This is a genomic window from Stenotrophomonas maltophilia R551-3 (assembly GCF_000020665.1).
GTDB classification, from domain to species: domain Bacteria; phylum Pseudomonadota; class Gammaproteobacteria; order Xanthomonadales; family Xanthomonadaceae; genus Stenotrophomonas; species Stenotrophomonas maltophilia_L.
Window position 1 is genome coordinate 557606 of record NC_011071.1, and the last position, 18264, is coordinate 575869.

Consider the following 18264-nt stretch of genomic DNA (forward strand, 5'->3'; position numbering starts at 1 on the left):
GCCGGCGGACAGCGATCCTGAGCGGATGTTGGGCCTTGGTGAAGAAATTCTTTCCATCCGGATGAAGAGATGATAGTTTCTCTTATATCCGTATGAAGAGATGTTATTGGCCGGACCCCGGCCACGCATGGATTACTGCGGAACTTCGTCGCCCTTACACCTCCCCCACATCGTCATGCCCAAGCACACCCTGCTCGTGGCGGCCCTGGCCGTCGCTCTGGCCGCGCCTTTGTCCGCCGCCGCCGAAACCTCCGCCGACGCCAGTGGCGAAGCCAGCACCCTGGCTGCCGTCCGCGTTACCGGTTCCAACATCAAACGTGCCGATACCGAGGCCTCCAACCCGGTGCAGGTGATTGGTCGCCAACAGCTGGAACAGACCGGCAAGGCCACCGTGGCCGACGTGCTGCGTTCGATCTCGGCCAACACCGGCAACGCCAGCAACGAAACCACCAACAACGGCTGGGCCTCCGGCTCGGCCGGCATCGGCCTGCGCGGCCTGTCGCAGAAGAACACGCTGGTGCTGCTCAACGGCCGCCGCCTGGCCAACTATGGCTTCCCTGCCGGTGGCCTGTCCGACACCTTCGTCGATCTCAACGCATTGCCGCTGGTCGCGGTCGAGCGCATCGAAGTACTCAAGGACGGCGCCTCGGCCGTGTACGGCTCCGATGCGGTGGCCGGCGTGGTCAACATCATCACCCGGCAGAACTTCGAAGGCGCCGAGATCGGCGGCAGCTTCGGCGGCGCCGACCAGGGCGGCCTGCACGAGCAGAACCTGAAGTTCGTCGGCGGCCTCGGTGATCTCGACACCGATGGCTACAACATCCTCTTCAGCCTGCAGGGGTACAACCGCGAGCGCCTGGACCAGGACGAACGCAACCTGACCAAGAGCGGCATCTACACCGACAAGCCCGGTGGCCGCTGGAACGGCTGGTCGGCCAAGGGCGCGCGCTATCTGGTCAACGGTGTGTCGGTGCCGATGCTCGATGCCAGCGGCAACTGCCCGGCCGGTACTACCCGCGTCGCCAGCGCACCGATCGATGGCCTGGCCGGTGATACCTGCGGCTTCAACCAGGCGCCGTTCACCACGCTGATTCCCTCGACCAAGCGCTACCAGGCCTATGCCAACGGTACCTTCCGCCTGAACGACAACGTCGAAGCCTTCGGCGAAGTGCTGTACAGCCAGATCAAGAGCACCGCGTGGTTCGGCAGCAGCCCGTTCTTCACCCTGGAGAGCGGCCGCTTCGCACTGAACGCGGACAGTGGCCTGGCCGAACCCGTGACGTCGCTGCTGCCGGCCAGCAACCCTTACAACCCGTACGGCCGTGCGATCCCGATCGAATACACCTTCTTCGACCTGGGCGGCACCCTCAAGACCAACCGCTCCACGGCCTACCGCGGCGTGTTCGGCCTGCGTGGCACCACCGCGAAGTGGGACTGGGAAGTCGCAGCGTTCGGCGCGCGCAGCAGCGAGCGCGAGAGCGTCTCCGGTGGCTTCGCCAACCGCTGGGCGCTGGCCGATGCGCTGGCCACCGGAAGTTACAACCTGCTGAACCCGGCCGCCACGCCGCAGTCGGTGCGTGACTCGATCAACATCGCCACGCTGCGCCCGGCCGAGTCCAAGCTGCAGGGCATCGACGCGAAGATCTCCGGCAGCCTGGGCCATACCTGGGCCGGTGAGATCGGCTTCGCGGCCGGTGCCGAGTGGCGCCGCGAGAAGCTCGATTCCAACAACCCGTGGCAGATCGATGCCGGCCTGCAGGTGCGCCCGGCCATTGCCGAAGTGCACGGCAAGCGCCAGGTCAGTGCGGCCTACGCCGAAGTGAACGTACCGCTGGCCTCGACATTGGAGCTGTCCGCCGCCGCGCGCGCCGATCACTACGATGATTTCGGCGACGCGTTCTCGCCGAAGATCGGCCTGCGTTGGCAGCCGTTGGATTTCCTGCTGGTGCGTGCCTCGGCGTCGAAGGGCTTCCGTGCGCCGTCGCTGTCGGAGAACTCCAACAGCACCAGCATCGCCTACGGCAGCGTGGTCGATCCGCGTGATCCGGACGTGCCGGGCTCGCGGCAGAACCCGACCTTCTTCACCGTTGGCAACAACGAATTGAAGCCGGAGCGGACCAAGAGCCTGAACTTCGGCGTGGTGCTGTCGCCGTGGGCCAACACCAACCTGAGCGTGGACTACTACCGCATCCAGCTGGACAACCTGGTCGGTACCAACAACACCCAGACCCTGGTCAACGACAATGTCGCCGGTGCGGTGCAGCGCGATGAGCGCGGCAAGCTGCAGGCGGTCTACAACCGCTACCAGAACCTGAGCGAGCTGAAGACCTCGGGCATCGATGTCGAGCTGCGCCAGCGCATCCCGACCGCTGCGTTCGGTGACTTCACCGTGTCTTCGGCCTATACCCACGTGCGCGATTACCGTCGCCCGACCGTGGTCGGTGGCCCGCTGGTGGACTATGCCGGCAGCAATCTGGGCGCGACCCTGCCCAAGGACAAGGCGACCACCACGCTGGACTGGAAGTACGGTGATTTCAATGCAGCGGTGACCTGGTACTACACCAGCAGCTATCGCCAGGAAGCCAGCACCGCTGCCAAGGCCGTGCAGCAGCAGGTCGGCAGCTACAGCCAGTACGACCTGTACCTGGCCTACACCGGCATCGACAAGCTGACCGTGTACGCCAAGGTGCAGAACCTGGCCGACAAGACGCCACCGTACGACGCCTCGTTCCCGGGCATCCGCGCGCCGTACGACTTCAGCCAGTACGACCTGCGTGGCCGCTACTTCACGCTGGGCTTCGATTACCGCTTCTGATCCACCTGCCGCGGCCGGTCACCTGAGAGGACCGGCCGCGCGACCGTCTGCCGTTGTGTTCCAGGGGAGTCACCGTGTCCTTGCATCGCCGTGCCGTTCTTCCGTTGCTGATCGCCGCCGCCGCACTGTTCCTGCCGCATCCGGTGCAGGCACAGAGCGCTTACTTCTTTCCGCAGATTGCCGACCCAGCGGCGTTCGATACGGCCGTGCCCACGCCGGAGCAGTTCCTCGGCTATCCGATCGGCAGCCGCTACACCCGACACGACCAGCTGGTGGCGTACTTCCAGGAACTGGCGAAACGCTCGGACAGGATCAGCGTGCGCGAGATTGGCCGCAGCTATGAGGGCCGCCCGCTGCTGATCGCCACCGTCACCGCTGCAGGCAATCATGCGCGGCTGGAACAGATCCGCCAGCAGCACGCGACCCTGGCCGATCCGGCGCAGCCGCGCAGTGCGGCCGGTGACAGCCCGGTGGTGGTGTGGTTGGGCTACAGCGTGCATGGCAACGAAACCTCCAGTGCCGAAGCGGCGATGTTGACCGCCTACTACCTGGTGGCCAGTCGTAGTGCCGAAACCCAGCAGTGGCTGCAGCAGGCGGTGGTGCTGTTCGACCCGGCGCAGAACCCGGATGGCCGTGATCGTGCGGCCAACTGGCACAACGCGTGGGCCTCCGATCCAGCCTCGGCCGACCCGGCCGACAAGGAGCACGTCGAGCCGTTCCCGCAGGGCCGCACCAACCACTACTTCACCGACCTCAACCGCGACTGGCTGGCCCTGACCCAGCAGGATTCGCGGCCGAAGGTGGAGGTGTTCCACCAGTGGTACCCGAACGTGCAGATCGACTTCCACGAGATGGGCAAGGACAGTACCTATTACTTCGAGCCCTCGCCGAAGAGCATGCATAGTCCGTTGATTCCGCCGGCGTCGTACGAGTTCAACAAGACCCTGGCCAAGTACCACGCGCAAGCCTTGGATGCATTGGGGTCGCTGTACTACACCGGCGAGAATTTCGACAACTTCTCGCCGGTCTACGGCTCCACCTATCCGGACTTCCATGGTGCAGTGGGCGTCACCGTTGAACAGGCCAGCTCACGCGGCCGCGTGCAGGAATCAGTGAACGGCCTGTTGACCTTCCCGTTCACCATCCGCAATCAGGTCGCTACCGGCCTGGGTACCGTGCGCGGCGCAGTGAGCGAGCGCAGCGGGCTGTTCGACCTGCAGAAACAGTTCTTCCAGAGCGCGCTGAAGCAGGCCGCGCAGCAGCCGGTGAAGAGCTTCGTGTTCGGCGATGCGCATGACCCGGCATTGACCCGGCGCCTGCTGGAACTGTTGCTGCTGCATCGCATCGAGGTGCGCGCGCTGGATCGTGCAGTCAGTGTCGATGGGCAGCACTTCGAAGCGGGCAGCGCCTACGTGGTGCCGGTGCAGCAGGCGCAGTTCCGCCTGGTGCATTCGATCTTCGCCGAGACGCCGCCGATCAAGGGCGATGTGTTCTACGGCAGCACCAGCTATGCGATCGCACCGGCGTATGGCGTGGCATTCGCGGGGAGCCGCAGCCGTATCGAAGGCGGCGCACGCGTGACTGCGGTGCCGGCAGCGCAGGGCGCGGTGCTGGGTGGCCAGGCCGGCTTCGCCTATGCCATCGACTGGCGCGACTACAACGCCGGGCGCGCGTTGGCCGCGCTGCAGGACAAGGGATTGAGCGCGCGTGCGGCGTTCCAGCCGTTCACCACTGCGACTGCACAGGGCGAGGTCAACTTCGCTGCCGGCAGCCTGGTGATTCCGGTCGCCGGTCAACCGTTGCAGGGTGCGGCGTTGCTTGAGGCGGTGACCGCCGCAGCACGCGACGCTGGCGTGCAGGTGCACTCGCTGGCGAGCGGCCGCAGCCGCGAGGGCATCGACCTTGGCAGTGACGGTGTCAAGGCGCTGCGCAAGCCCGCCGTCGCGCTGGTGATGGGCGAGGGCGTGGCCGCCACCGAAATCGGTTCGGCTTGGTTCCTGCTCGATCAGCAGCTGCACCTGCCGGCCAGCAAGCTGGACCCGCAGCAGCTGGGCAAGGTGCCGCTGGACCGCTACACCACCATCGTGCTGTCGGGCGGCACTTACACCGGCGTCGATGCCACGGCAGTGGCCGCACTGAAGCGCTGGGTGCAGGCCGGTGGTTCGCTGGTGACCTACGGTAGTGCCTCGAAGTGGGCGATCGAACAGAAGTTGGCCGACGGCGAGAAACCTGGCAAGGACGAAGACGCTGCTGACGAGAGCCGCCGCGCGTTCGGCGACCAGCGTGACATTGCTGCGATCGAGCGCGTCAGCGGCAACATCCTCAGCGCTGATGTGGATACCAGCCATCCGCTGGCCTTCGGCGTGCCGCGCCGGCAGCTGGCGATCAACAAGGAAAACACGGTGACGCTGCAGCCGAGCGCGAACCCGTTCTCCACGGTGGTGCGCATCGATGCCACGCCGCGGGTGAACGGCTATCTGTCCGAGCGCAACCGCGCGCGGGTGGCCGGCAGTGCGTGGCTGCTGGTTTCGGCGCAGGGGCAGGGCAACGTGGTGTTGTTTGCGGATGATCCGGCGCACCGCAAGTACTGGCACGGGACGGACCGGCTGCTGATCAACGCGATCTTCTTCGGGAATCTGGTGAATCCGGCTAAGGCGCGGGGTTGAGGCGTTTCGCGCCTTGTTGATGCTGGGGGTGGGAGGACGGATGGGCCGCGCAGGACACGCCGCAAGTACGTCCTTGTAGCAACTGTGTTGATGGGAGGCTCGTGCCCTTCAGGTAAACGGGCACGGTAGTGCCGGCCGCTGGCCGGCAGCCTTTGGTCTTTCGCCCTGGCTCGCCTCAGGCAGGGACTAGTCCGCTTTCAGCGTCGCGGACACGGGCGTTGAGGATGACCAGCATCTTCCGCATCACTGCCACGATGGCCACCTTGCCTTCCTTGCCGCGGGCTCGTAGCGACTGGTAAAAGTCGCGTAACCGAGGTTCATGCCGCATGGCCGACATTGCCGCCATGTAGAGCACTTGCCGGATTTCGGCTCTTCCACCGTGGATGCTTCGTTTTCCTCTCATCGTGCCGCTGTCGTGGGACATCGGAGCTACCCCGACCAGGCTGGCGATGCGCTTGCCAGTGATCCTGCCAAGCTCTGGCAGATAGCTGGCTAGAACTGCCTGCAGCGCAGGCCCTACGCCCTTCATTGACTTCAGCGTCTTCAGTTGAGGTTGCTGACCAACCTGCTCGGCGATCTGCTTGCCCAGACGCTCAACCATCGTTTGTAGGCGGGTGATGTTGCCCTGCAGTAGTCGGCGCAGTTCACGATCAAGCACCATTTCCTGCTGCTGCCGCGCGATGGTCAAGGCGTCCATCGCCTGCCGACGTGCCCGAACGAACTCCCGCATCTTCTGCTGCCAAGGCTGCAGCGGCTGATAGGGAGGTAGCTTCACCAGGGCGGCCATCTGCGCCAACGCGTAGGCATCCAAACGGTCGGTTTTGGCAATCTGACCCAACCCCTGAGCCAGTTTCCGGGCGCGCAAGGCATTGGCACGGGCCACCGGATGACCGACCTTGTGCAGTAAATCCAGCACCGGCTGCTCATAGCCACCTGTGGCTTCAAGCACGATCTGGCTGGTCGGACGCTTCTTCAGCCAAACATCCAATTCAGAAAACCCGGAGCGGTTGTTGCTGACCTGCAGGGTTTCTCCGTCCGTCGTACCGATATCCAGCTGGCGCTTACTGACATCAATCCCGATCCCGTTCATCATCCGACTCCGTATAGTCTGGAAGGGTCGAGAGCTCCCCCCGCTTGCCCAGTCTTATCACTGCGAGTGTCAGCTCCAGCAACTGTTTGGGCGGATCAAGGGAGATTCCGGCGTGGGCGCCAAGCTACATGGCGATCGTCGAGATCCAGGCTTGTACGGCGGCCCACGCCGGCTCTCGGCACCTACGCTGCCAGATTCCGATCAGATAAGGCTCGTAGGCGCCATCCATGGCGCCTGCGGTCCTGCGCAACCCATCCGTCCTCCCCAGACAGTTTCCCGCGGGCGCGGACGCATCAAACCCAGGGCGGGGGCAAAAGCAAAAGCAAAAGCGGAAGCAGCGGCTTCGGCTTTTGCTCTTGAATTTGAATTTGAATTTGAATTTGAATTTGAATTTGAATTTGATTCTTCTTCCTCCGGCTACCCCGCGGGAGAAGGAAGGCGCTGGAGATGTCTGAAGCGTTGGGGAGCGGGGGCGGCGCAAAACCGTGAGGCGCATGGATGCGCCGACCGAGCCCCCATGGATGGGTTTACGGCGTGTTTTGCGCCGCCCCCGCTCCCCAGCGCCCCCGTAAAACCAACCGCGAGCCTCTAAACACGGATAGCCAGCATAAAAAAAGGACGGCGCCTCAGCGCCGTCCCTCGATAGCCCCCCGCGCAGCGGGAAGCGCCATCCATGTCAGCTGGGATCAGCTGGCGCGACCGCCGCCACCCTGGCCGCGGCCACGGCCACCACCATTGCCAGCACCGCCACGACGCTGGCCCTGACCGGCGCCTGCACCGGCACGCTGCTGGCCATTGCCACCGCCCTCACGACGACCACCGCCAGCCTTCTTCGGGCCGGCATGCGCGTGACGCGGTGCATCGCCGTGCGGACGGCGCGCGTGGTTCTTGCGCGGTGCGCGCTCACCGGTTTCGTGCTCGGCCTTGCCCGGTGCACTGTTGCCCCAGCGGATCGGCACCTGCAGCTCGAAGCCCGGCACATCGCGGATGTCCATGTCGCGGCCGAGCAGGCGGGTGATCGCACGCAGCAGCTTCACTTCATCCTGCGCGACCAGCGAGATTGCCTGGCCGGTGGCGCCGTTGCGGCCGGTACGGCCGATGCGGTGCACGTAGTCTTCGGCCACCATCGGCAGGTCGAAGTTGATCACCTTCGGCAGCTCGTTGATGTCGATACCGCGCGCAGCGATATCGGTAGCCACCAGCACGGTCACCCGGCCGGCCTTGAAATCGCCCAGTGCACGCAGGCGCTGGCCCTGGCTCTTGTTGCCGTGGATCGCCGCGGTCTTGATGCCGGACTTTTCCAGGAACGCGGCCAGCTTGTCGCTGCCGTGCTTGGTGCGGGCAAACACCAGAGTCTGCTCGCGGCTGTCCTGCGCCAGCAGGTGCAGCAGCAGGTCGCGCTTGCGGCCGCCATCGACCGGGTGCACGCGATGGGTGATGGTTTCAGCGACGGTGTTCTTCGGCGTGACCTGGATCTGCTCCGGGTTGCGCATGAATTCCAGCGCCAGCTGGCGGATGTTGTCCTCGAAGGTGGCCGAGAACAGCAGGGTCTGGCGGTTCTGCTTGGGCAGCTTGGCCAGGATGCGCTTGATCGAGGGCAGGAAGCCCATGTCCAGCATGCGGTCGGCTTCGTCCAGTACCAGCAGTTCAATGCCGGACAGGTCGATGCTGCGACGCTCCAGGTGGTCGATCAGGCGGCCCGGGCAGGCCACCAGCAGGTCCACGCCACGGCGCAGGATGTCGAGCTGGTTGCCCATGCCGACGCCGCCGTAGATGCAGGCGCTGGGGATGCGCAGGTACTTGCTGTAACCGCGCAGGCTGTCATGCACCTGGGTGGCCAGCTCGCGGGTCGGGGCCAGGATCAGGGCACGCGGCTTGCGCGGGCCGGTACGCACTTCCTGCGAGGCGGTGCCCAAGTGCTGCAGCAGCGGCAGGCCAAAGGCAGCGGTCTTGCCGGTACCGGTCTGCGCGCCGGCCAGCAGGTCGCGGCCGGCCAGCACCAGCGGGATCGCCTGCTGCTGGATCGGGGTCGGGGTTTCATAGCCCTGCTCGGCGAGCGCACGCAGCAGGAAGGGCGCAAGGCCCAGGGATTCAAAAGACATTGAGATTGCTCCAAGTACAAGAAACGCCTGTCCGAACGGACAGACGGGGGCAGATCAAACTGATCGGCTGACTCGGAGCGTTCCCGTGAACCGCGCTGCGAGAATTGGGTGCAGCCGGCACGGAGCGCAGGCTGGAATGCGTGACGAACGGCGTCGGAGTGGGGGCGGGCAATCAGGGCGGACCCTGGTCGCCGGCGATCCCGGAGGGAAACGGACGGCCGCTGCAGACCCGCCTAGTCTAACCGATGGTTGAGACCCCGCGCAAAATGGCCCGTTCAGGTAGGGGTTCTGTCTGCAGGGCTGCGCCCTGCACCCGCAGAGGCCGAAGCAACGTCAACGTCAACGTCAAAAGCCGGTTTCCTGAGGGATGGCGGGGTGGGTCCGGTTGCGGGGGGCGCTGCAAGTACGTCCATGTAAGCTCGGTCGCCGCATCCATGCGGCTCACGCCCCCGCAACCGGACCCACCCCGCCTTCGACAGTTTTCCGCGATCTGCGGTAGATCCACGCCATGCGTGGATGCTCTTCGTTCAATTGTCGAAATATTCGATTTCAATGGAGATTCATCCACGCATGGCGTGGATCTACTGGCCACCGGCCTACTGTCGAAGGCGGGGTACTGTGGGTTTGCGGGGTGTGAGCGGCATGGATGCCGCGACCAAGCCCCCATGGACGGGTTTACGGCGTCCCCGCAAACCCACAGTGCCCCGCCATCCCACGGAATGCCCGCTGTTGCTGTTGCTTCGGCTGTTGCTCTGGCTTGAAGCAGGTGCAGGGCTGCAAGCCCTGCCGAACCCCCCACTACGGTAGGGTGGGCCGATGCGGCGCTGCAGCTTGGCGCCGCCGCATATTTGATTACACTTGAAACTTGTTTGCCCATGACTCCGGACACCCACCCATGAAGCTTGGTTCTTTGAAGGAAGGCGGCCGCGACGGCACCCTGATCGTCGTCTCGCGTGACCTGCGCCACGGCGTGCGCGCCACCGGCATTGCCGCCACCCTGCAGCAGGCCCTGGAGGACTGGAGCCACATCGCGCCTCGCCTGAACGCGCTGTACGAATCGCTCAACGCCGGCGACGCCGATGGCGTGTTCGACCTGGACCCGCAGGCGCTGGCCGCGCCGATGCCGCGTGCCTATGAATTCGTCGATGGCAGCGCCTACCTGCCGCATGTCGAGCGCGTGCGCCGCGCCCGTGGCGCCGAGGTGCCGGAGAGCTTCTACACCGACCCACTGATGTACCAGGCCACCAGCGCCGGTTTCCATGGCCCGCGCGACGCGGTCAAGGTGGTCAGCGAGGACTACGGCATCGACCTGGAAGCCGAGATCGTGGTGATCACCGACGACGTGCCGATGGCGGCTACCCCGGAACAGGCTGCGGGCCATATCCAGCTGGTCGGCCTGGTCAACGATGTCTCGCTGCGTAACCTGATTCCGGGCGAGCTGGCCAAGGGCTTCGGCTTCCTGCAGTCCAAGCCGCGTTCGGCGCTGTCGCCGGTGTTCGTCACCCCCGATGAGCTGGGCGCCGCCTGGCAGGACAGCAAGGTGCACCTGCCGCTGCTGACCCACATCAACGGCCAGTGGTTCGGTGCGCCGGAAGCGGGCGTGGACATGCAGTTCAACTTCGCCCAGCTGGTCGCGCACGCGGCCAAGACCCGTCCGCTCAGCGCCGGCACCATCGTTGGCTCGGGCACCATCGCCAACGAAGACACCAGCAAGGGTGCCTCCTGTTTCGCCGAGCAGCGCGTGGTCGAAACCCTGCGCGACGGCAAGCCGAGTACGCCGTTCATGTCGTTCGGGGACGTGGTCCGCATCGAGATGCTCGATGCCGCCGGAAACAGCATCTTCGGTGCGATCGAGCAGCGCATCGAACAGGCGGCCAAGCCCTGAGCATGGAGGCGGCGATGGAGATCCCGGTCGACGACGGCATCGCGCTGTATACCTACTGGCGATCCAGCGCCGCCTACCGCGTGCGCATCGGCCTGGAGCTGAAGGGCCTGGCCTGGGAGGCCCGGCCGGTGCACCTGGTGCGCGAAGGCGGCGAGCAGCATCTCGACGCCTATCGCGCGCTCAATCCGCAGCAGCTGGTGCCGACTCTGCTGCATGAAGGGCAGGCGCTGACCCAGTCGCTGGCGATCCTGGAGTACCTGGATGAGCGCTTCCCGCAGGTGCCGCTGCTGCCGGCCGATGCTGCCGGTCGTGCGCGGGTGCGAGCATTGGCCCAGCTGGTGGCCTGCGACATCCACCCGATCAACAACCTGCGGGTGATGCAGTACCTGGAGCGCAGCCTGCAGGTGCCGGCCGATGCCCGCACGCAGTGGACCCTGCACTGGATCGCCGAGGGTTTCACTGCGATGGAAGCGATGCTGGCCAACAGCAGCGCGACGGGCACCTTCTGCCACGGTGACCGTCCCGGCCTGGCCGACATCTGCCTGCTGCCGCAGCTGTACAACGCGCACCGCTTCGGCCTGGACCTCACGCCGTACCCGACCTTGCGCCGCATCGAAGCGGCATGCCAGGCACTGGACGCCTTCGACCGCGCACGCCCGGAAAATCAGCTCGACGCCGCCTGAAAGGAAAAGGGGACGGAGGGGATTAAGTCGTATGTGCACTTACGACTTAATCCCCTCCGTCCCCTTTTTTCGTGTGGTCAGAATCCGTGGGTGATGCTGGGCGCACCGGCCGAGAAGTCGGCGTACGGGTCGTGCTCGCCGCTGCTGCCTTCGGACAGGCGGAACTTCAGGGCCAGGCCATCGCGTGAGTCGGCCGCGCGCAATGCTTCCTCCTGCTCGATGGTGCCGGCCTTGGCCAACCGGAACAGGCACTGGTCGAAGCTCTCCATGCCTTCTTCCAGCGAGCCTTCCATCGCGGCCTTGATCTCGTGCACCTGGCCGCGGCGCAGCAGGTCGCGGATCATCGGCGTATTGATCAGGACCTCTGTGGCCGGCAGCCGGCGGCCTTCCTTGTTCTTCACCAGGCGCTGGCTGACCACCGCGCGCAGGTTCAGCGCGAGGTTCATCAGCACGTTCTTGTGCGCGCTTTCCGGGAAGAAGTTGAGGATGCGCTCGATGGTCTGGTCGGCATTGTTGGAGTGCAGGGTGGCCAGGCACAGGTGACCGGTCTCAGCGAAGGCGATCGCCGCCTCCATCGTTTCCGCGTCCAGGATCTCGCCGATCAGGATCACGTCCGGCGCCTCGCGCATCGCATTCTTCAGCGCGTTGTGGAAGGCATGGGTGTCCAGCCCGACCTCGCGCTGGTTGACGATCGACATCTTGTGCTTGTGCAGGTACTCGATCGGGTCCTCGATGGTGAGGATGTGGCCGGTGGTAGTGCTGTTGCGGTGGTCGATCATCGACGCCAGCGAGGTGGATTTGCCGGAACCGGTGGACCCCACCACCAGCACCAGCCCGCGCGGGGTCATGATGACGTCCTTCAGCACCTGCGGCAGGTTCAGCTCTTCAATGCTCGGGATGCGGCTGCGGATGGCGCGAATGACCATGCCGACTTCGCCGCGCTGCTTGAATACATTGACCCGGAAGCGCCCCGCATCAGGCAGGGCGATGGCCATGTTCAGCTCCAGCTCGCGCTCGAACTGCGGCACCTGGCCTTCGTCCATCAGCGAGTAGGCGATCTTCTTGACCATGCCCGGCGGCAGGCCAGTATTGCCCAGCGGATAGAGCTTCCCCTCGATCTTGATGTAGACCGGTGCCCCGGTGGTCAGAAACATGTCCGAAGCGTTCTTTTCGGTCATCAGCTTCAGGAAGTAGCCGATATCCATTGCGAATTTTCCCCAACGAAACGGTCGACGCCCGTTGCCAGCACGGTGTCGGCTTGACGACAATGGCCGTGAACCGACAACCGGTACGGCCTCCCCAATGAAACGACTTAGCTTCGCACGAATGCGCCATGGCCTGTATGTGATGGCGTTTGCATTCGCACTGTCTGCCCCCGTTTGGGCGCAGGACGCCGCACTGGAACTGGCGCAGGCCCGGCAGGCGGTCGACAAGGCCACCCAGGCCGATGCCGACCAGTACGCTCCGGATCTGATCGGGCTGGCCCGGCAGGGGCTGGAGCAGGCCCAGCGCGCCGCCGGCGACCGCCGCGAGCGCAAGAACGCCCCGGCGATGGCCCTGCGCGCCGCCGCCGATGCCGACCTGGCCCGCGTCCGTAGCGAGGAAGCCACCGTCACCGCGCAGCTGCAGCTGCGCCGCAACGAGGTCAACCAGCTGCAACGCCAGCTGTCGACCGGGGAGGACCGCCGGTGAAGCCGATGACCGCCGCAACCCTGGCCGCGCTGCTGGCGCTGCCGACACTGGCCGTGGCCGCCGACAATCCGATGGTGGCGCAGCTGAGCCAGCGCCTGATGTCCATCCAGGCCAATCCCGACACGGCTGAGCTGGGCGCTTTCGAGCGCGTGCAGGCGCAGCAGGCCATCGCCACCCTGGACAAGGCCAAGCGCCGCGACCAGGAACTGGCCACCTACCTGGCCGAGCGCCGGGTAGAAATTGCCGAGACCGCCGTGCGTACCGCACTGGCCGCGCGTGAGGTCGATCGTCTCGAGCGTACCCGCAGCGACCTGCTGATCGAGGCCAGCCGCCGCGATGCCGCCCGTGCCCGCCAGGAAGCCGAGCAGCTGCGCATGCAGGCGCAGATGCAGGCCGAGGAGGCAGAGCGCCTGCGTCAGGCCGCCGAGGCCGAGACGCTGGCCCGCCAGGATGCCGAGAATGCCCTGACCAGCGTGGCTGGCAAGCAGCAGCAGCGCCTCAGCGCCGCGCAGCAGAACGCTGCCAAACTGGCCCGCGAGGAAGCCGAGCTGGTGTCCGGGCAGAAGCTGCCGGGCTCGAAGTTCGACGGCCGCGGTGAGGTGTTCACCTTCAATGGTGACGCCTTCGCCGCCGGTGCCTCCAGCCTGTCCGGTGGTGCCCGCAACCAGGCCAAGGCACTGGCCGAGTACCTGAACATCGGCAAGAAGGGCCGCCTGCGCATCGAGGCGTATGACAGTGCCAATGGCGTCGGCCAGAAGCGTGCCGAAGCGCTGCGCGATGCCCTGGTCGCCGGCGGTGTCGCAAGCAACCGGATCCAGCTCAGCGGCAAGAAGGCAGCGTCCACCCGGGCGCGTTCGGCCGAGGTCATCATCGCCCCGTAATTGCTTGATATTGTTTGTTTTTCGTTGCGATGAGCATTCAGCCTGAACCCCGCCCCGGCGGGGTTCGGTCTTTTTGACGCAGGGGCTTGAACCCCGCCCGGAGCAGGCGTAGGGTCAATCGTCCGGGACGCAATGCCGCGGACCGGACGATGGGAGGGCCGGGCCGATGCAAGCAGGGCGCGAACCGCAGCAGATCGACGTGCGCAGGCCAGTGCCGCAGGTCGTTGCAGGCGTCCAGGTGGCCATCGACCGGCGCTCCTCCATGAACAACGCCCCGTGCCTTGAGGCCGGGGCGTTCGTGTATCTGTCGAAGGAGGTCCATCATGTTTGAAGATCAGCCCCAGAGCGAGATCGACGCCCGCCGCGCGCGCGATCCGGAGTTCCGGGCACTCCATGACCAGCACCGCAAGTTGAACAAGAAGTGCATGGACGCGGAGTTGGGTGTACTCCCGATCGATGATGTCACCCTGGGTCGCATGAAGCGTGAGAAGCTGCTGGCCAAGCAACGTCTTCTGCGAATGTACGAGACACCGCTTCCAACGACGTCCCCCGCGCATTGACGCACCCCGTCACGCCCGGAACGGCGTGACCCCGCCAGAGATGGCCCCGCCGGGCGCTCCTGCCCCGGCATCGCGGCACCGCCGATGAGGCGGCCGCGCCAAGGCACCACAGGCGGTGGTGCCTTGGCCTGCAGGCACAACTCACCGATGCGGGCGGTACCGGTCTCCTCGTCGATCCGGGGCCGCCCGCATCCCTTTTGGGTGTTCAGCCGAGCATGGCTCGGCTCTACAGCAGGCAGCCGAGCATGGTGGGGCAGCCGAGCGTGGGCTCGGCTCTACAGGGCATGCGGCAGCGCCTGACTTTCATCGCCATCCGTCGGATAATCATCGGTCCGGCCCTGCGTGGCGCGAACCGAAAGTCCCCGAATGCCCATCCACTCTTCCGTCCTCGAACTCATCGGCCAGACCCCGATCGTCAAGGCCCAGCGCCTGGACACCGGTGCCTGCGAGCTCTACCTGAAGCTGGAGAGCGCCAACCCGGGCGGGTCGATCAAGGATCGCATCGGCCTGTCGATGATCGAGGCAGCGGAAAAACGCGGCGACCTGAAGCCGGGCGCGACCCTGGTCGAGGGCACCGCCGGCAATACCGGCCTGGGCCTGGCCCTGGTAGCGCAGCAGAAGGGCTACAAGCTGATCCTGGTCGTTCCCGACAAGATGAGCCGCGAAAAGATCTTCAATCTGAAGGCGATGGGTGCCGAAGTGCGTTTGACCCGCTCGGACGTGGCCAAGGGCCATCCCGAGTACTACCAGGACCTGGCCAAGACCATCGCCGAGCAGACCCCGGGCGCCTACTTCATCAACCAGTTCGGCAACCCGGACAACCCGGCCGCGCATGAATTCGGTACTGGCCCGGAAATCCTCGAGCAGATGGGCGGCGACCTCGATGCCATCGTGTTCGGCTGCGGCAGTTCCGGCACCATGACCGGCCTGTCGCGCGCCTTCGCCAAGCTGTCGCCGAAGACCGAGCTGGTGCTGGCCGATCCGGTTGGTTCGATCCTGGCCGAGTACATCAACGACGGCAATCTGAACGACAAGTCGGGCAGCTGGCTGGTGGAAGGCATCGGCGAGGACTTCCTGCCGTCGATCTCCGATTTCAGCCGCGTCAAGAAGGCTTATGCCATCAGCGACGCCGAGAGCTTCCACACCGCACGCGAGCTGCTGGGCAAGGAAGGCATCCTCGGCGGTTCGTCGACCGGCACCCTGCTGGCGGCGGCGCTGAAGTACTGCAAGGAGCAGACCACGCCGAAGAAGGTGCTGGTGCTGGTGCCGGACACCGGCAACAAGTACCTGTCAAAGATGTACAACGACTACTGGATGCTGGACAACGGCTTCCTGCAGCGCCCGCAGCACGGCGACCTGCGCGACCTGATCCTGCGTCCGTACGGCCAGCGCGACACCGTGGTGATCGGCCCGAACGACCTGCTGACCACGGCCTACCAGCGCATGAAGCTGTATGACGTGTCGCAGCTGCCGGTGCTGGACGGCGATCAGCTGGTCGGTATCGTCGATGAAAGCGACGTGCTGCTGCATGTCTATGGCGATGAAGCCCGTTTCCGCGACCCGGTGGCGACCGCAATGGTCAGCAAGCTGGACCGGCTGGACGTGAAGTCGCCGATCGAAGCGCTGTTGCCGGTGTTCGACCGCGGCCAGGTGGCGATCGTGATGGACGGCAATGCCTTCCTGGGCCTGATCACCCGTATCGACCTTCTGAACTACCTGCGTCGGCGCGTTCAATAAGCCGCTGATCACAGATGTTCGCCGCTGAATCCTGGTTTATCCGCGTCAAAGGTCGTTAAGGCCGCGCTGATAGACTTCCGCACCTTCGATGGCGCCGTGCGTCGGCGCCCCTCAGGAAAGAACATGTCCAACGCTACTTCCCAGGATCGTGCCCTGGCCCTGGCTACCCTGGCCATCCACGGTGGCCAGTCGCCGGACCCCAGTACCGGTGCGGTGATGCCGCCGATCTACGCTACCTCGACCTATGCGCAGTCCAGCCCGGGTGAGCACCAGGGCTTCGAGTATTCGCGTACCCACAACCCGACGCGCTTCGCCTACGAGCGCTGTGTGGCCTCGCTGGAAGGCGGTACCCGTGGCTTCGCCTTCGCTTCGGGCATGGCCGCCAGCTCGACCGTGATCGAGCTGCTGGACGCCGGCAGCCATGTGGTGGCGATGGATGACATCTATGGCGGCAGCTTCCGCCTGTTCGAGCGTGTGCGTCGCCGTACCGCCGGGCTGGACTTCAGCTTCGTCGATCTGACCGATCTGGCGGCGTTTGAAGCCTCCATCACGCCGAAGACGAAGATGGTCTGGATCGAGACCCCGACCAACCCGATGCTGAAGATCGTCGACATCGCTGCGGTCGCCGCCATCGCCAAGCGCCATGGCCTGATCGTAGTGGTCGACAACACCTTCGCCTCGCCGATGCTGCAGCGTCCGCTGGAGCTGGGCGCGGACCTGGTCCTGCATTCGGCCACCAAGTACCTCAATGGCCACTCGGACATGGTCGGCGGCATGGTCGTGGTCGGTGACAACGCCGAACTGGCCGAGCAGATGGCCTTCCTGCAGAACTCGGTGGGTGGCGTGCAGGGCCCGTTCGACAGCTTCCTGGCCCTGCGTGGCCTGAAGACCCTGCCGCTGCGCATGAAGGCGCATTGCGCCAACGCGCTGGCCCTGGCCCAGTGGCTGGAAAAGCATCCGGCGGTGGAGAAGGTGATCTACCCGGGCCTGGCCTCGCACCCGCAACATGAGCTGGCGGGCAAGCAGATGGCTGGCTACGGCGGCATCGTTTCGATCGTGCTCAAGGGCGGTTTCGATGCGGCCAAGCGCTTCTGCGAGAAGACCGAACTGTTCACCCTTGCCGAATCGCTGGGCGGCGTGGAAAGCCTGGTCAACCACCCGGCGGTGATGACGCATGCGTCGATTCCGGTGGCGCGTCGTGAGCAGCTGGGCATCAGCGATGCGCTGGTGCGGCTGAGTGTGGGTGTTGAGGATCTGGGGGATCTGCAGGTGGATCTGGGAGAGGCTTTGAAGTGAACAATGAAACGATTCTGAAGGCGGAAATTGCTCGCCGCCGAGCACGCATCAGCAGCCATGACACCCAGATGAAGGCGCTGCCTGCATTCATTCGCGACGTTTCCGAGGGCATGGCTGCCTGGCGCGCATGGACGTCACTGGCGCTGCTGGATATCAAGCACAAGTATCGCCGTTCGGTGCTCGGGCCATTCTGGATCACCATCAGCATGTTCGTGCTGATTCTGGGTATCGGCCTGCTCTACAGCCAGCTGTTCCGCATGAACCTGCGGGAGTACCTGCCCTATATCGCCCTGGGTGACATCGTCTGGATCTACATCTCGACGACCGTCCAGGAGGGCTGCACGACGTTCACTGCCTCCGAAAACCTGATCCGTTCGATGCGCCTGCCGATGACCTTGCATGTGATGCGGCTGGTGACACGCACGTTCATCGTGTTCCTGCACGGCGCGATCGCCTACCTGCCGTTCGTCATATTCCTCAAAATCGAACCTGAACTGGTCTGGCTGCTTGCTCTGCCGGGCGTTGCCCTAATCGTGCTTGCGACGATTCCGGTCACGGCTATCTTTGGCCTGCTCTCGGCCCGCTTCCGTGACCTCCATCCTGCGATCGCGAATTTCATGCAGCTTGGTTTCTTCATGACGCCGATTATCTGGAAGGCGGACATGCTGGGTCCGCATCGTTGGGTTGCCGATATCAATCCGATCTACCACTTCATCCAGATCGTGCGCATGCCACTGATGGGACAGGTTCCGGAAGCGCACTCGTACTACTTCGTACTCGCCTTCATCGCTGCGGCGTTTGTGATCGCGCTTCCCTTCCTGGCGGCAAATCGCCACAAGATCTCGCTGTGGGTGTAA

At 65.0% G+C, this 18264-nt stretch carries 13 protein-coding genes; 10 read left to right on the top strand and 3 right to left on the bottom strand.

Annotated elements, in window-relative coordinates:
• Positions 1 to 175 precede the first annotated feature (175 nt).
• Both SMAL_RS02450 and SMAL_RS02455 read left to right on the top strand, forming a co-directional pair.
• Entirely contained in the window at positions 176 to 2815 is a 2640-nt protein-coding gene (locus tag SMAL_RS02450) for a TonB-dependent receptor plug domain-containing protein (RefSeq protein ID WP_012509955.1), read from the top strand.
• 74 nt (positions 2816 to 2889) lie between these two features.
• On the top strand, positions 2890 to 5481 hold the full coding sequence (locus tag SMAL_RS02455; protein WP_012509956.1) for a M14 family zinc carboxypeptidase: 2592 nt from the start codon (positions 2890 to 2892) through the stop codon (positions 5479 to 5481).
• A gap of 175 nt (positions 5482 to 5656) precedes the next feature.
• On the opposite strand, the gene SMAL_RS02460 is transcribed toward SMAL_RS02455, so the two are convergent.
• Positions 5657 to 6571, bottom strand: a complete 915-nt coding sequence (locus SMAL_RS02460; protein ID WP_012509957.1) for an IS110-like element ISStma8 family transposase — start codon at positions 6569 to 6571, stop codon at positions 5657 to 5659.
• 686 nt (positions 6572 to 7257) lie between these two features.
• Positions 7258 to 8673 (bottom strand): DEAD/DEAH box helicase, encoded by a 1416-nt coding sequence (locus tag SMAL_RS02465; RefSeq protein ID WP_012509958.1) that lies wholly within the window; start codon positions 8671 to 8673, stop codon positions 7258 to 7260.
• Positions 8674 to 9568: 895 nt separating this feature from the next.
• Here SMAL_RS02465 and SMAL_RS02470 point away from each other — a divergent pair.
• Together SMAL_RS02470 and maiA are read left to right on the top strand one after the other, a co-directional pair.
• Positions 9569 to 10558: a fumarylacetoacetate hydrolase family protein gene (locus SMAL_RS02470; protein ID WP_004141513.1), complete on the top strand. Its 990-nt coding sequence runs from the start codon at positions 9569 to 9571 to the stop codon at positions 10556 to 10558.
• A gap of 14 nt (positions 10559 to 10572) precedes the next feature.
• Positions 10573 to 11241 carry a maleylacetoacetate isomerase gene (maiA, locus tag SMAL_RS02475; RefSeq protein WP_012509959.1) on the top strand — a complete coding sequence of 223 codons (669 nt, stop codon included), beginning with the start codon at positions 10573 to 10575 and terminating at the stop codon, positions 11239 to 11241.
• 77 nt (positions 11242 to 11318) lie between these two features.
• On the opposite strand, the gene SMAL_RS02480 is transcribed toward maiA, so the two are convergent.
• Positions 11319 to 12446, bottom strand: a complete 1128-nt coding sequence (locus SMAL_RS02480) for a PilT/PilU family type 4a pilus ATPase (protein WP_012509960.1) — start codon at positions 12444 to 12446, stop codon at positions 11319 to 11321.
• 121 nt (positions 12447 to 12567) lie between these two features.
• Between SMAL_RS02480 and SMAL_RS02485 the strand changes: the two genes are divergently transcribed.
• From SMAL_RS02485 to SMAL_RS02510, 6 genes are all read left to right on the top strand, one after another.
• Positions 12568 to 12933 (top strand): DUF4398 domain-containing protein, encoded by a 366-nt coding sequence (locus SMAL_RS02485; protein ID WP_012509961.1) that lies wholly within the window; start codon positions 12568 to 12570, stop codon positions 12931 to 12933.
• A complete protein-coding gene (locus tag SMAL_RS02490; RefSeq protein WP_012509962.1) occupies positions 12930 to 13814 on the top strand; it encodes an OmpA family protein in 885 nt (294 codons plus the stop codon). Before SMAL_RS02485 ends, SMAL_RS02490 begins: the two co-directional genes overlap by 4 nt.
• A gap of 323 nt (positions 13815 to 14137) precedes the next feature.
• The gene (locus SMAL_RS02495) at positions 14138 to 14374 is read left to right on the top strand and encodes an HP1242/YdcH family protein (protein ID WP_012509964.1); all 237 of its coding nucleotides are present in this window, start codon (positions 14138 to 14140) and stop codon (positions 14372 to 14374) included.
• A gap of 366 nt (positions 14375 to 14740) precedes the next feature.
• Entirely contained in the window at positions 14741 to 16111 is a 1371-nt protein-coding gene (locus tag SMAL_RS02500; RefSeq protein ID WP_012509965.1) for a pyridoxal-phosphate dependent enzyme, read from the top strand.
• 123 nt (positions 16112 to 16234) lie between these two features.
• Positions 16235 to 17407 carry a cystathionine gamma-synthase gene (locus SMAL_RS02505; RefSeq protein WP_012509966.1) on the top strand — a complete coding sequence of 391 codons (1173 nt, stop codon included), beginning with the start codon at positions 16235 to 16237 and terminating at the stop codon, positions 17405 to 17407.
• The gene (locus SMAL_RS02510) at positions 17404 to 18264 is read left to right on the top strand and encodes an ABC transporter permease (protein ID WP_012509967.1); all 861 of its coding nucleotides are present in this window, start codon (positions 17404 to 17406) and stop codon (positions 18262 to 18264) included. The genes SMAL_RS02505 and SMAL_RS02510 overlap by 4 nt, the downstream gene beginning before the upstream one ends.